Below are 14,528 nucleotides of genomic sequence, written 5' to 3' on the forward strand. Positions count from 1 at the left end.
AATCAACATGATAAAATTTACTGAGCACGAATTGAAAATTGTGAAGAAATTGGAAGTACTGAAGGATGAGGCGGGGTCACACTCGCCAAGCATCATTACCTTCCGGCAGAAGATGCCAGAGGTTGCCATAAAGGTGGATGCCTGTTTTCTTTCTAACCCTTACGCCACAGACCTTTTTCTGGAATACTTCGAAGCAGAAGTGTTGAATGGTGCCAAGATCAGGGATCTCCTGGAATCTTATCCTTCGCAAAATGCCGTGATTGCTGAGATCCTGGCCGATTTCCTCCATATCGATGCCAGTCATATCTTCATTGGCAATGGTGCCATCGAGATCATTCAGGCTGTCGTCCACAATTTTACGGAGAAGAAGATCATGATCAATATCCCTACTTTTTCTTCCTATTATGAATATGTAAAGGAGGGAGTCGAGGTAGTCTTTAATGAGCTGCTCCGGGAAGAAGACTACGGTCTGGACGTCGACCGTTACATTTCAAAGGTGAGGGAGCAACAGCCGGACACCATTGTGCTCATCAATCCCAACAATCCAAACGGTGCATATACAAGGATAAAAGACGTTCAGCGCATCCTTGAGGAGCTGCATTTCGTCAAAAACATCATTGTTGATGAGAGCTTCATTCATTTTGCATACGAAACGGAGAATTATCAGCTGGTGTCATTGTCGCACCTGGTCGATAAATACCCTAACCTGATCGTCATTAAAAGTATGTCCAAGGACTTTGGTATTGCCGGTGTACGGGCAGGATATGGCATCATGAATGCCAGCTATGTGCAGAAACTTTTGAATAACGGTTACTTGTGGAATTCTAATGGTTTTGCCGAATATTTCTTCAGGCTATATACCCGGGAGGATTTCGCAGTGAGGTACGATAAGGTAAGAATCAAATACATCCTGGAAACGCTGGACTTCATCCAGGAACTCAAGCAGCTGCCCGGCATTAACGTATATCCGAGCATGGCTAATTTCGTGCTGATTGAGTTGCAGGAAGGCATCCGGTCTACCGACTTTGTTGCCAAACTGTTGATTGGATACGGGATCTATGTGCGGACCTGTGATGATAAAATAGGGCTTAAGGGCCAATATATCAGGTTGGCATCCCGTTCCAGGATGGAGAATGACTATATTATTCAAAGTATCAAAGCTTGTATTGAGATGAACCTGGTTTTGGAGGGCGTCAATGAAACGGCTGGTTAAAAACCTGTATTACTTTCTAGGCAGGTTTTTCTTTAAAGCGAGGTTTCGCAAGCTGATCAGAAAGCTCGGCAGGCATACAGAAGTTTACCTTGTCGACATTGACAATACCCTGGCACACACCTGGCCTTCGCTGCAACAAAGACATTACAGTGCTGAAAACAAGCGCTATCGCTCGCTTCCCATTTTTATTGGGATGCGCAGTTACCTGTTGGAAAAGATGCATCAGGGACAGCCATTAATTTTCCTGTCTGCAAGAAGTTACCTGAACTATCGCGTTACCTGCCAATGGTTATCCGGAAACGGCTTACCTGGTCGCAACGTCATTCTCGTCGCAGATCCACAGGAAAAACTGGAATACATTACTGAACTACTTTGTCGCGGACTGAAAGTCGTTTATATCGACGATCTGAGTCATGGTCACGAGTTTGGGAATGTCAACCTTTATGAGGACCTGATTCTCGATCTGAAAGCACTGCCGGTGGCCTATCTGGGCATCAAAGAAATATCCTTAATTAATTCTGATGATAAAATTGACAATCAAAGTGTTAAAGCGACTGTCCCGTGTCCTTAGGGTAATGGCCTCGCTCAGTTGGCTGAAATTATGGCGCGCTTACCGGCGTAACGCCCGGGTAGTACTCTGGATTCCGGAGAAGTCATTCCGTTACCTCTGTTCCGACGCTTTTGTATGGGATGCAGCAACCATTGCAGGGCTGCTTGATGCAGGCGTTAGCTTTCGCATTGTTGCGGGTCTGAACATTGGCCATTGCCATCATAAGGCGATATTTTATACCATCAGTAACAGGTACAACGTTTTTGGCTTTGACGATTACACCGATGTGTTGCAACACATCACCAATCGTCTGGAAGCGCAGGGAAATATGGTATTTCCCAAAAACAGCGAAGCTGTCTTCTGGGAAAATAAAGCGCATATGCATCACCTGTTCAGATCTGCTAAGGTACATGAGCCCAGAACAACCATCTTTAAGGGCTTTGAAGCTTTGCTGTCTGCCGACCTTACTTTCCCTTTTTTAATCAAGGCTGAACATTCCTGTTCCTCGGAGGGGTTATATAAGATTGATTCCTGGTCTGATCTCGCTGACTTGGTCTCCAATGATCAGTTCGTTATGGAGAATAAAAACATCATTGTCCAGGAGCTGATTAATATGCGTAAGGACCTGAGAGTTATTTTGGTGAAGGAGGATATCGTGTTGCATTACTGGAGGATCAATACTGCTGAGGAATGGAAGCCGACGTCAACAAGTTATGGGAGTAAAGTAGACTTTGACTTTTTTCCTGAGCAATGGCGCGCGCACATCATTGATACTTTCAAATCCCTCAAGCTGACCACAGGAGCATTTGACATCACCTGGGCAAACGACGATCTGGCTACCGAGCCCATTTACCTGGAGGTGAGCCCTTTTTATCAGCCCAACCCGCCAATGGTACTTAAAGAGAAAGCATACGCCTTTTATAAACAAAACTTTAGCTTCCGCAACTCATGGGATGTTAAATATGTAGATGTCGTGTTCAGTATAAAATCCAAACAAGTAAAGGCTTACCTAGATGATGCACCGGTGGGATGAATCAGAGCTGCTTTTAAAGGGATAGTTAACACCATTATCATGAACACTTCTATGCGGATTATACTGATGACACCTTCCATGAGCAAAGGAGGGGCAGAAACACAGTTATTAAAAATTGCAGACTTTCTTCGGTCAAATGGCCATCAGGTACAACTGTTGTCGCTGAAACCCATCAACGAATTTGGAGGAGCCATAGAGCAGATGGGTATACCTGTAGTATTCCTTAAATCATGGCGAGGGCATATCTGGCGCAATATCGGGAGGATGATCAGGTTGATGCTTAGCTTTAAACCTGACGTAGTGATTGCATTTATGTTTATCGCAATCATCTTCGCTCGTCTGCTGAAACTACGGTATCGCTTCTGCCTGATCTCTACCATCCGCATCTCGGTGATCCCAAGGAAGTGGAAATACCTCTTTCAGGCTACTAATGGCCTTGACGATGCACTGGTTTACAATTCGGTAGCAGCACAGCGAAATTTTGAAGCGCATAATGCGCGATTAAAGCGTGGCATGGTGATCCATAATGGCATTTCACTTCCTGACTTACCTATGCGTGTTTCTTTGGCAAATCAAGCTCAGGAGTCCCCTGTGTTTAGCTGGGTTTGCATTGCTCACTTTAGATGGAATAAAGATTACATGACTTTGTTTAGAGCCATTTCACTGCTAAAAGGGCACAATTTCAACGTGAAGGTAATTGGCGAGCTGGCTGGGCTCAGTTGGCCGCAAGAGGTAATCAACACATTCTCCATACAGGAACATGTCAGTCTGTTGGGTTTTCAGTCTGACAGCACTGCTTACCTCAAATCTGCGGATGCTTTTGTGCTGTCCTCATTCTCTGAGGGTATGCCCAATGCAATACTGGAGGCTATGGCTCATGCAAAGCCCACCGTTGTATCAGATATTGACGGTAACAGGGAGCTGATCTGCGCCGCGAACTGCGGATTTCTTTGTGAGCAGGGAAATGCAGAGCTGATGGCTTCGAATATGTTGAAGGTGATGAACATGACCGATGCAGGGCGCCTTAGCCTTGGGGATAATGGTCGCCGTTACATTGAAGACTGTTTTGCCGAAGCGAAGGTGATGAAAGAATGGATGCAGCTGATAAAAGAAATTACGGATTAATAACAACTTATGTGTGGCATATTTGGAACCATAAATTACCGGTGCAGCCTGAGCGACGAGGAGGTGTTTCGGGGGCTGTGGCATCGGGGGCCTGATCAGCAGGGTGCGGAAAAATTGGGACAAGTAAGTCTGTACCATACCCGTCTGGCCATCCAGGATCTTAGCGCCTCCGGAAAGCAGCCCATGGCATATCATGGTCTTGTGATCGTGTTCAATGGAGAGATCTACAATCATATGGAGCTGCGTAAACAATTTGGTCTTTCAGCGGCGTCCGGCTCTGATACGCTGACCATCCTGATGATGTTCGAGTTGATGGGCATGAAAATGCTCGACGAATTTGATGGCATGTTTGCCTTCATGTTATATGACACCCGCGAGGCCAGAGTCTACTTCGCCAGGGACCGCGCGGGTAAAAAACCTTTGTATCTCTATCAGAAGGGCAGTAGTTATGTGTGTGCCTCGGAGCTAAACATCCTCTATCAGGCGGTGAAGCCCGAAATTGATCATGACACACTTGCAGACTACCTTTATCTTGGTCACCACTACCGGAAGTCAACACCTTATGTCAACGTGACCGCACTTGAAAATGGCCATTACCTCGAGGTTAACCTTGCAGACGGCACCCGGGCTGAGCATTGCTGGTTCCGCATGGCTGATCAATACCAGCGAAAATCTCAGTATGGCTTTGAAGAAGCCCGACATTGCCTGGATGGTTTACTTCAGGGAGCTGTGCAACGAAGAATTGTGAGCTCAGACCTTGATGTAGGCGCTTTTTTAAGCGGTGGGATTGACAGCGGCCTTGTAACCGCAATAGCGGCGCAACATACACAGCGATTGAAGACTTTTACCGTAAAGATGGATGGGGCATTTGATGAATCTGTACTCGCAAAATTGGTGGCCGACAGGTACTGTACCGATCATACGGTGGTCGAAATCGACTTTAAAAATCTGGAGCAGGACATTACCCGAATTCTGACCAATCATGGCGAGCCTAACTCCGACAATTCCATCATCCCCAGTTACTATGTTGCGCAAGCGGCAAAAAAGAACATTACCGTGGTGTTAAATGGTGATGGTGCCGATGAGCTGTTTGGTGGCTACCGCCGGTACGTACCCTTTAAGAAAATTGATTTCTTTAATACGGGAAAGCTGATGAAGGCTACCGCACGATTGATGACCTCCATATTGCCCATCGCCCATCACAAACAAAGCCGTTACACCTATATCTACCGCATGTTGAAGTTTGCTGGTTGCGAAGATCTAGTGAGGATCTATTGCTCGGCTTCGTCAGACGTCTTTGTCGGTCATGAGTCGGAGTTCATCCGGACGCCACTGATGAAAAACATGTCTGCTGATCTGGAAAAGATCAACGGTTATGAGATGACAGCACTTAAAAAACTCTTGCTGGTGGATTTCGACTCCATGCTCTTCAGCAGGCTGCTCCCTAAGATGGACATTGCAACTATGGCGCACTCCCTGGAAGGGAGAAGTCCTTTTCTTGCCAGGGAACTGCTTGAGTTTGCACCTTCATTGGCCGACGATTTTAAAATCAACGGCATCCAGACCAAATTTATCCTTCGGGACCTCGCCAGGAAATACTTGCCCGAGGAGCTCATTGGCCAGCCAAAACGAGGCTTTGAAGTTCCATTGAGCACGTGGGTAGACCGGGAGCTGAAAACCATTATGGCCAGTTACCTCCTGGCTGCAGACGCATTATATCCCTCCATCATCAAAAAGACGTTTGTGGAAGGGCTCTGGTTCAGAAAAATTAAACTCTCTGATGAGAAGAGGGCAAAAATGCTCTTCTGTATTTTCAGTATGGAGGTGTGGTATAAAAATCTGTAACATTTTAAACGCTGATTGTATGAAAGTATTGGTAACCGGCACCGCCGGATTTATTGGATTTCACGTGGCAAAATATCTGCTGGAGCGTGGTGATGAGGTTGTTGGCATCGACAACATCAATGATTATTATGATGTAAGCCTGAAGTACCGCCGACTGGAAGAGACGGGGATTACCAAAGGGGATATCCATTATGGAGAGCTGCTCCAGAGCAGCCGCTACGAGAACTACCATTTCGCAAAACTGGACATTACGGATCATGGACGTCTCAAAAAAATCTTTAAAGGCTGCCATTTCGATGCCGTCTGTCACCTGGCAGCGCAGGCAGGGGTGAGGTACAGTCTTAGTAATCCCAAGGCGTATGTTGACGCCAATATCGTAGGCTTTCTCAACATTCTGGAATGTTGCAGGCTCCACAAAACCAGGCATCTGGTGTATGCCAGCTCTTCAAGTGTGTACGGACTGAATGAACAGATGCCTTTTTCGGTTGAACACCATGCGGACCATCCGGTATCTTTATATGCTGCATCTAAAAGAAGTAACGAGCTCATGGCGCACAGTTATAGCCACCTCTTTGGCCTTCCCACCACAGGTCTAAGGTTTTTTACAGTGTATGGACCCTGGGGAAGACCAGATATGGCACTCTTTATTTTTACAAAGGCGATGATGGAAAAACAAGCCATTGACATCTATAATCACGGCAGGATGAAGCGGGATTTTACATATATCTCCGATATCGTCAGCGGTATTGTCGGAACCTTAGACCGCCCTGCAAAAGCAGATCCCGACTGGTCTGGCTTGTTACCCAATCCTTCAAACTCCTGCGTACCCTACAGGCTTTTTAATATTGGACGAGGTCAATCGGTCAGCTTGATGGATTTCATCACCGAAATAGAACACAATACGGGCTGTGAAGCCATCCGAAACTATCTTCCGTTACAATCTGGTGATGTTGCCGAGACCTGGGCTGATATCTCTAAAATTCAGGAGGTGATGAATTATGCGCCAAAGGTTTCTGTCACCGAAGGGGTGCAACATTTCGTTGCCTGGTATAAAGATTTCTATGGATTAAATGCCCTAAAAAAGAAACCCTCAACTGGAGAGCAAATGACAGCGATTTACCCCGTGTAATTTTGGGGTTTTTTGTGCAAATTATTTCTCGATTTTAAAGTCATCCCATCAAAAATAATGTAATAACGATGTGTCAGCAACTATTTTGTGACCAAAAAATTACAGTAATTGCGTGTTTTAACATCTATATCAAAGGCTAATTTTGATGTTTTTCAAAATAAAATACGTTTTTTTAATTATTTTTTTTAAAACTGCACTGTTAAACATTTTTCGATAATAGGTAGAATGGTGGTCATCCTGGTTATTCTATTTACCCCATGTAAAATCCTTATAAATGAATAATAATATGAGATGTTATCAATTAAATGTACCGGAACAGCTCATTTGTTCCGGTGGGTAAAAAGGGTGTTCCTTACTGAAAATCAGTATGTTTAGGTAATTTTTGAAGTGTATAGTGACCGCCGGATAAGCGTTACCATTGTATACTTTTAAAATTACAAAATGGAAAGAAAAAAAAATCTAACAAATCGATTGCCCATGAGCCTTCTGTTACTGCTGGTTGTATTGACTTTTAGTAAATGTAAAAAAGATTCGGATGTGGCAGCTATTAACGGGTTAACCAACAGTGGGGAGACTAGTGCGGTGTCTACAGGGACATCATTAAAAGTTTTAAATGTGAGTACTGCAAGAAAAGATGAAGGGTATGCGTACAAACTATCTGTCGACCTCGGCACAGCTAGTGATACTGAAACGAGGACAACCGCTTCTAAGTTGAGGCTTTTTGAAGATGGTAAGGAGATCGGGCCGGCACACAGTCTGCACACGGACATCAGAACCAAAGGAAGTGGCCGTTTTAGTCACTGGTCAGGAAGTCTTTATCTCTCCGCGTCGGATAACACAGATCCTAAAACAAATGGCAGAAAATACACTTATACCATTGATGGTACTGCAGGGGGCAGCACAGCTCTGCCTACTGCGCCAGTAACACCTGTGGCTCCGGAAACATCTTCAGCTTCTACCTCAAAGATGATTGGCTATGCCGCTGTTGACGGAAATACCACAGGAGGACAAGGAGGGGCAACAGTACTTGTGACGAGTTTCTCTGCCTTAACAAAAGCACTGGCCTCCAATTCGCCATCTATCATTAAAGTTTCCGGCCAGATTACAGGGACGGGATTTCTAAATGTGAAATCCAATACCACGGTACTGGGTACGAAAGGCTCAAGCCTCGTAGGCGTGGGGCTGCTGATTTATGGTACCAACAACATCATCATCCAGAACATGACCATCAAAAATGTAGTCGGTTTTTCCAATATTATCATTAAAGAAGGCGCACATCATGTTTGGGTTGATCACTGTGATTTGTCTTCAGACAGGAATCATGGATGGGAATATTACGACGGTCTCCTTGATGTCGGAAAAAGAGCCGATTATGTATCTCTTTCTTGGAACAGGCTGCATGACAGCCACATCCCAATGCTGATTGGTTTCGGTGATGAGAATACAGATGATATCGGCCACCTGCGTACTACTGTATACAATAATTATTTTTACAATGTTTCTGAACGTCAGCCAAGTACAAGGTTTGGTTACATGCATTGCTTTAATAATTACCTATCCAACGGCAGCGGTTATGGCATTGGGGTAACGATGGGTGCAACGGTGCGTACAGATAACAACTATTTCGAAAACCAGGCTGTTCCGATCTATTCAGAATACAACTCCAAACCTGGATATGTCAGTGGCGCAAGTACCAATATTTATAAAGGCTCAGGAGCCAACAGGGTGTCTACTGCGGCCTCGACATGGGTGCCTGCCTACGAGTACAAATCAGTGTTGATTCCAGCGGCTGATGTGCCGGCCAAAATATCTGCCGGCGCAGGAGCGATCCTGAGTATCTAAGCAGATCTTCTTTTTGCACTAACAGCATTTTCACTGTTCATCTTGTCATCCTGGGCCAAACCCAGGGTGACTTTGTGTTTATAACCATTATTGTTTATCCATGACTTTGATTTATGAAACCGGGCAGCAAAAAAACATTAGAAAGCGATAGTATCGGCACGACGGAACAAAAAAGGAAAATTCTCATTTCCTGCGATGATCCACGTTCCTTGCTTGATTTTCGGGGTAGGTTGATTGAAGCATTGCTGCCTGGTCAGGAAGTAAGTGTTTTTACACCCCGCATCACGCAGCCAACCATAAGACGCCGGCTGGATGAACTTGGTGTCCGGGTGTACGAAAATAATCTCCAGGCCAGTAATGTATCGGTCTGGTCTGACCTCCGGTACATGATGCAGCTGAGAATACTCATTCGTGCCCTTCGGCCTGATGTATTTTTCCCTTACACTTTTAAACCAGTCATCTATGGACTCCTGGTCGCCAGGTACTGCCGAGTGCCGCTCATGACGCCAATGTTAACGGGGCTGGGCAACAACTTCATCAACGCCGCTGGGCGGAGAACTATGGTGCAGCGAATCACACACATCCTCTTGAAAATCAGCTTGCAGGCCCGCGGACGTCAGACCATTATTTTTCAGAATCACGACGACCGCGGCACACTTTACAATGCGGGAATCCTATCCCATGATCATAAATCAGTGGTGGTGAACGGCTCTGGTGTCGACCTCAGCCACTATTACTATCTGAAACCTGATCGGCATAGGCCGACGTTTGTCATGATTTCGCGCCTGATCAACACCAAAGGGGTAAAAGAGTACTTCAAAGCGGCCAGCTTATTGAAGGCCCGTTACCCGAAGGCTATCTTTCAACTGATCGGACCCTATGATGATAATGTTGACGCCATCAGTCCTGCGCTCTTCGAGGAAATCAAAAGCGGGACAGTGCTGGATTACATGGGCCGCGTAAACGACATCAGACCGTACATCTGCAGTGCCTCCGTGGTGGTGCTCCCTTCTTATTATGGCGAGGGCGTGCCACGCAGCTTGCTGGAAGCCATGGCGATGGGCCGTGCCATCATCACCTGTGATTCTGTGGGCTGCAGGGATACTGTAAGCACCATCTCAGATACCGTAAATGGCTTTCTGGTACCACCCGCCAATGTGGCTGCGCTCTCAGCGACAATGGAACATTGCCTCCTTCACCCGGAGGAACTCATTGGCATGGGACTTAATGGACGCAGATATGCGGAAGAGAAGTTTGATGTCCACAAAGTAAATAAGCAGATGCTGAAGATACTCTCCGGCGACTCCAGTAGCCCGCAGTCTTACGTAACGCCATCCTTAATTTTATAATACATGAATTACCAAAGTCATATCGTCCGCGGCCGACTGGAATGGAACGAATACACCGGGCGTTCTCTCTTACATGAGGTTTACCATACCTGGGAGTACCATACGATGAACGTTGAAGGTGAGCCGCTGATGTTTGTGTTTCTTCAGGGGGTCATTTTCATCGCTCTGCCTGTCATCAAACGCATCATTTCCGGAACGACCTATTTTGACCTGACTTCTGTTTATGGTTATGCAGGCCCGATTTCCAATATAGATCTGTCGATGGTCACCACCCAAACAGCGTCCTCTTTTAGGGAAGCATTGGATGCCTTTATGAAAACAGAGCAGTGCATTTGTCTGTTTTCCCGCCTGCATCCACTGCTCAATCAAGAACACCTGCTAAAAAATATAGGCGGCCTCAGAGAAAATGGGCAGACGATCTACATCGACCTGCAACAGTCGCTGGAGGGACAACACCTCCGCTATCATAAACGTCTCCTCAGGCAGGTACGCGCACTGCGCCAGCGCGGATTTTCCATCCGGGAGGCTACAACGTCCAGTGAAGTATCGGGATTCGCCGACATGTATCGCAAAAATATGGATCGTCTGAATGCCTCTGAAAGCTACTACTTCGATGAGGGCTATTTCCAGAAACTACTCGACGCCACAGAGTTCTCCTGTAAGCTAATCCTCATCTACAAAGATGCAGACATGATCTGTGGTGCAATGATCTTCCTGTCAGATGCCATCATCAGGAATCACCTCTCTGCTACCGATCCTGAGTTCCTGTCGGAGTCGCCCAGTAAACTGCTTACAGACGAGATCAGTAACATCGGCAGGAAGCAAAGGCTGAAAGTCTTTCATCTTGGCGGTGGGGTAAGCGGCAAACAAGATAGCCTGTTTACCTTTAAAAGTTACTTTTCCGACCTGAGGCTGGCCGACAAGATCTGGTGTTACGTCCGGGATCAGGTCACCTATAACGAACTTGCTGCTGCCTCAGAGGTTGCCCCCTCATCCTCTTTTTTTCCCATATACCGTGCGGGTAGATTAAAAGAAATAATTAAATAATTCGCTTTCAACTGAACCAAACCAAAATACAAAATGAACAATACATTCGATTATCAGCAATCACAACTCGTCGTATTCGAGGAAACCATTTATGAACATGGCTGGGTAATTTTTGAAAATGCCCTGGGAGCAGATTTTGTCGAGGAGATCAACGAAGCCCTAACTCCGGCATATGAAAAAAGACGCGCTATACAGATCCTAAATGGTATTTCCAACCATATGGACGGTACCCTGCACCATCTGGTCGAACCCGATAATTTTGCCCTCAAATTCCTGGAGCAGCAGTGTTGTGACCAACAGATCAGGCAGCAGCTAGGCGGGCAATACATCATCAATTCCTTGGGGGCCGTTATCAATGTCAAAGACATCAACCCTTACGTACAGAACGTCCACCGGGACATCCGCAGCTTTACTGGCAACATGAAACTAATGGTGATGATGCTCGTTGCCCTGGATGATTTTACCATAGACAATGGTGCCACCTATTTCCTTTCGGGATCACACCACCATGAGGAAAAACCAGATGATGAATATTTTTATGCGCATGCCGACCGCGCCCTTGCTAAAAAAGGAAGCGTGATCCTGTTTGATGCCAACCTTTGGCATGCTGCGGGCAGGAACCATACTGATTTGCCACGAAGAGCGCTTACAATGGCTTTTACAAGACCCTTCCTGAAACAGCAGCTGGACTATCCGAGATTTCTGGGATATGAATACGGCGAGGAGTTGAGCGGTGTGCTCAGACAGGTGCTCGGTTACAATGCGCGCATACCTGCAGACTTGCAGGAGTATTATCAGCCAGTGCCAAAAAGAATGTATCAGCCCGGACAGGGATAACGCGTATGCAGCAGATGTCATGCAACAGCACTATTCTACAAAGATGAAGCCTTTAGGTGGATACCTGGAATTACAAAATGAAAAAGGGCTGGATTTTTACCCTGATATGCTGAGGTTGAACACGGCCAGGAATGCGTTTGAATATATACTGAAAATAAGAAAATACAGATCCATCTTTCTGCCATATTTTACCTGTCAGGTCCTCATGGAACCCATCAGAAAGCTCGGGATCTCTTATCAGTTTTATACCATCAATGAACACCTGGATCCGGTGCTCGATTTTGAGCTGGAGCCAGGGGCCTGTTTTTTATATACCAATTACTTCGGGATCAAACAGGATACTGTCATTGGACTTAGCAAAAAGTTCAAGGCGCTGATAATTGATAACTCACAGGCATTTTTTTCTGAACCCATAGCAGGGCTGGATACTTTTTATTCCTGCAGAAAGTTTTTTGGCGTGCCTGATGGTGCCTACCTTTATACGGAATGTCCAACACGCCTCAAGCTGGAACGCGACGTGTCCTTCGACCGCTTTGCTCACCTTATTAAAAGTATAGACCTGGGAATTGAGCAGGGATATGCTAATTTTCAGGAAAATGAAAAAAAGCTCTCCAATAACCCCATACGCAGAATGTCGTTGCTGACGGAACGCCTCCTTACTGGAGTTGATTATAAAGAATGCCGCTATCGGAGAAATGCCAACTTTATGTACCTCCACGACTTCCTCCTGGACTATAACGATTATGTATTTGATGCTTCTTTTGTCAACGGACCTATGTCATATCCATTGCTGACCACCTCTACCGAACTGCGCCAAAAGCTGCTCGAAAAAAGGATATATGTAGCTACCTACTGGCCGAATGTGCTGGAATGGACTACGCCCAAAATGTACGAAAACTACCTCACCAGACACCTGCTTGCACTTCCTATAGATCATCGGTATAATCATTCTGATATGAAAAGAATGCTCAATGCATTGAAACAACTCCTATGAAAACACCTATCTTTTTACGGCCGCTTGCATTTTCGGATGCCAGCGTCTCTTTCCATTGGCGCAACAATGTGGACGTCTGGAAATTCACAAATTACACACCTTCGGTTCAGGTCACCCGCGAGATAGAAGAAGAATGGATGCATAAGGTACTGAGCAGGACCGATGAACGGCGATGCGCCATCTGCCTTTCTGAAAATGGCCGGTACATCGGCAATGTGCAACTCATCAAAATCAATAAAGGGGAAGCAGAATTTCACCTTTTTATTGGTGAACCTGCATTTTGGGGGATGGGCATCGGCAGGCAGGCCACAGCCATCATGCTCAATATTGCATTCGGCGAACTTGAACTGGAAAGGGTACTGCTTCAGGTATATAAAGACAACCAGGCTGCCATCAACATCTATAGTAGCTTTGGCTTTGAACATCAGGCGGAAGAGCCTGAACGGATCGTTATGCAGCTCGCCCGCGAAGCGTACCTACAGCAACACTTAGCACATTTGTTATGACAAGGGTCATCACTATGGATGAGCAGGACGCCTGGGTCACCTGCGTGCGGCAATGTGCCCATTACGACTTCTACCACAGTTGGTCTTATCATGTCCTTCACCTTGATCAGGGAGTGCCACTGCTTTTTGTATATGAAGAGGGGGAGAACTTCATTGCCATGCCCTTTCTAAAGCGGAGCATTCCGGGTACGGACCATTTCGATATGACTTCCGTATACGGTTACGGAGGACCGATTTCTAACCTCAGATATGAGTCCCTGGACCTTCAGCTCATATTGGGCTTCAAGGCTGGGCTCCTTCTTTTCCTGGAGCAACAACAGATTGTCTCGGTTTTCGCCAGGTTGCATCCTTTCTTCAACCAACGGCTGATCATGGATCATTTTGATGGAATTACCAACAATGGAAAGGTGGTTGCCCTTGACTTGGGAATTGCGATCGAAGAGCAACGTGCACAATATCAGGAACGCGTACAGAGAAAGATCAGGCAATTGCGTAAACGTGGGTATCATGTCAGGGAAGGGAAGACATCTGAAGATATAAGGGTGTTTAGCGCCATCTATAACGACAATATGCTGCGCTTGCAGGCGGCAGATAGTTACCTGTTCGATGAAGCGTATTTTGAACAGATGTTATCCTCAAAGGAGTATGATGCACGGTTGCTTTTTGTCAATGATGAATCAGGAGATCCGGTATGTGCAGCAATAGTTGTATTTACGAATGACCTTATACAGGCGCATCTGCTGGGTACCAGAGCGGAATATCGCGCGGAATCACCGGCAAAACTGTTGATTGATGAAGTGACGCTGATGGGCAGGCAGAAGGGGATGCGTTATTATAATCTGGGTGGCGGACTTAGCTATAAAGAAGATTCCCTGTACGAATGGAAAAGAAGCTTTTCACGCTCAACCTTTGAATTTCACAGCTGGCGACTGATTGTCGACCCCGCTCAATATAACTATCTGCTCCATCAAATGGGAGTTGATGCCAGCAGCCAGGTTGATTTTTTTCCCTTATACCGCAACGAAACGGCCAAAGTCTAAATCTGCACTAAAACTATA

13 protein-coding genes are annotated in these 14,528 nt (G+C 45.9%); all 13 read left to right on the forward strand.

Annotated elements, in window-relative coordinates; all coding sequences use genetic code 11:
• The first annotated feature begins 7 nt into the window (after positions 1–7).
• The 13 genes from PBAL39_RS03705 (at position 8) to PBAL39_RS03765 (ending at position 14,510) form a co-directional block, all read left to right on the forward strand.
• Positions 8–1,213 carry a histidinol-phosphate transaminase gene (locus tag PBAL39_RS03705; protein ID WP_008238447.1) on the forward strand — a complete coding sequence of 402 codons (1,206 nt, stop codon included), beginning with the start codon at positions 8–10 and terminating at the stop codon, positions 1,211–1,213.
• Positions 1,197–1,784, forward strand: coding sequence for a hypothetical protein (locus PBAL39_RS03710; protein WP_008238448.1), 588 nt, complete (start codon positions 1,197–1,199; stop codon positions 1,782–1,784). The genes PBAL39_RS03705 and PBAL39_RS03710 overlap by 17 nt, the downstream gene beginning before the upstream one ends.
• Positions 1,735–2,796: a RimK family alpha-L-glutamate ligase gene (locus tag PBAL39_RS03715; RefSeq protein WP_157273883.1), complete on the forward strand. Its 1,062-nt coding sequence runs from the start codon at positions 1,735–1,737 to the stop codon at positions 2,794–2,796. Before PBAL39_RS03710 ends, PBAL39_RS03715 begins: the two co-directional genes overlap by 50 nt.
• Positions 2,797–2,835: 39 nt before the next feature.
• A complete protein-coding gene (locus PBAL39_RS03720; RefSeq protein ID WP_157273884.1) occupies positions 2,836–3,921 on the forward strand; it encodes a glycosyltransferase in 1,086 nt (361 codons plus the stop codon).
• Positions 3,922–3,930: 9 nt separating this feature from the next.
• Positions 3,931–5,766: an asparagine synthase (glutamine-hydrolyzing) gene (gene asnB, locus PBAL39_RS03725; RefSeq protein WP_008238454.1), complete on the forward strand. Its 1,836-nt coding sequence runs from the start codon at positions 3,931–3,933 to the stop codon at positions 5,764–5,766.
• Positions 5,767–5,785: 19 nt separating this feature from the next.
• Positions 5,786–6,895 carry an NAD-dependent epimerase gene (locus PBAL39_RS03730; RefSeq protein ID WP_008238456.1) on the forward strand — a complete coding sequence of 370 codons (1,110 nt, stop codon included), beginning with the start codon at positions 5,786–5,788 and terminating at the stop codon, positions 6,893–6,895.
• Between the two features lie 477 nt (positions 6,896–7,372).
• Complete coding sequence (locus PBAL39_RS03735; protein ID WP_008238458.1) at positions 7,373–8,737, forward strand: polysaccharide lyase family 1 protein; 1,365 nt, start codon at positions 7,373–7,375, stop codon at positions 8,735–8,737.
• Between the two features lie 113 nt (positions 8,738–8,850).
• Positions 8,851–10,086 (forward strand): glycosyltransferase family 4 protein, encoded by a 1,236-nt coding sequence (locus tag PBAL39_RS03740; protein ID WP_008238459.1) that lies wholly within the window; start codon positions 8,851–8,853, stop codon positions 10,084–10,086.
• Between the two features lie 3 nt (positions 10,087–10,089).
• On the forward strand, positions 10,090–11,133 hold the full coding sequence (locus PBAL39_RS03745) for a GNAT family N-acetyltransferase (RefSeq protein WP_008238460.1): 1,044 nt from the start codon (positions 10,090–10,092) through the stop codon (positions 11,131–11,133).
• 33 nt (positions 11,134–11,166) lie between these two features.
• Positions 11,167–11,970, forward strand: coding sequence for a phytanoyl-CoA dioxygenase family protein (locus PBAL39_RS03750; RefSeq protein WP_008238462.1), 804 nt, complete (start codon positions 11,167–11,169; stop codon positions 11,968–11,970).
• A 43-nt stretch (positions 11,971–12,013) separates the two neighbouring features.
• Entirely contained in the window at positions 12,014–12,964 is a 951-nt protein-coding gene (locus tag PBAL39_RS03755) for a hypothetical protein (RefSeq protein ID WP_039866026.1), read from the forward strand.
• Positions 12,961–13,470, forward strand: a complete 510-nt coding sequence (locus tag PBAL39_RS03760; protein WP_008238467.1) for a GNAT family N-acetyltransferase — start codon at positions 12,961–12,963, stop codon at positions 13,468–13,470. The genes PBAL39_RS03755 and PBAL39_RS03760 overlap by 4 nt, the downstream gene beginning before the upstream one ends.
• Positions 13,467–14,510, forward strand: a complete 1,044-nt coding sequence (locus PBAL39_RS03765; RefSeq protein ID WP_008238469.1) for a GNAT family N-acetyltransferase — start codon at positions 13,467–13,469, stop codon at positions 14,508–14,510. Before PBAL39_RS03760 ends, PBAL39_RS03765 begins: the two co-directional genes overlap by 4 nt.
• Positions 14,511–14,528: the final 18 nt, after the last annotated feature.

The sequence above is a fragment of the Pedobacter sp. BAL39 genome (assembly GCF_000170795.1).
Taxonomy (GTDB): Bacteria; Bacteroidota; Bacteroidia; order Sphingobacteriales; family Sphingobacteriaceae; genus Pedobacter.

Coding starts and splice junctions, on each gene's coding strand:
- PBAL39_RS03720 (WP_157273884.1), top strand. CDS start 2,836: ATGAACACTTCTATGCGGATTATACTGATGACACCTTCCATGAGCAAA.
- PBAL39_RS03755 (WP_039866026.1), top strand. CDS start 12,014: ATGAAGCCTTTAGGTGGATACCTGGAATTACAAAATGAAAAAGGGCTG.
- PBAL39_RS03735 (WP_008238458.1), top strand. CDS start 7,373: ATGAGCCTTCTGTTACTGCTGGTTGTATTGACTTTTAGTAAATGTAAA.
- PBAL39_RS03760 (WP_008238467.1), top strand. CDS start 12,961: ATGAAAACACCTATCTTTTTACGGCCGCTTGCATTTTCGGATGCCAGC.
- PBAL39_RS03740 (WP_008238459.1), top strand. CDS start 8,851: ATGAAACCGGGCAGCAAAAAAACATTAGAAAGCGATAGTATCGGCACG.
- asnB (WP_008238454.1), top strand. CDS start 3,931: ATGTGTGGCATATTTGGAACCATAAATTACCGGTGCAGCCTGAGCGAC.
- PBAL39_RS03715 (WP_157273883.1), top strand. CDS start 1,735: ATGATAAAATTGACAATCAAAGTGTTAAAGCGACTGTCCCGTGTCCTT.
- PBAL39_RS03705 (WP_008238447.1), top strand. CDS start 8: ATGATAAAATTTACTGAGCACGAATTGAAAATTGTGAAGAAATTGGAA.
- PBAL39_RS03710 (WP_008238448.1), top strand. CDS start 1,197: ATGAAACGGCTGGTTAAAAACCTGTATTACTTTCTAGGCAGGTTTTTC.
- PBAL39_RS03745 (WP_008238460.1), top strand. CDS start 10,090: ATGAATTACCAAAGTCATATCGTCCGCGGCCGACTGGAATGGAACGAA.
- PBAL39_RS03765 (WP_008238469.1), top strand. CDS start 13,467: ATGACAAGGGTCATCACTATGGATGAGCAGGACGCCTGGGTCACCTGC.
- PBAL39_RS03750 (WP_008238462.1), top strand. CDS start 11,167: ATGAACAATACATTCGATTATCAGCAATCACAACTCGTCGTATTCGAG.
- PBAL39_RS03730 (WP_008238456.1), top strand. CDS start 5,786: ATGAAAGTATTGGTAACCGGCACCGCCGGATTTATTGGATTTCACGTG.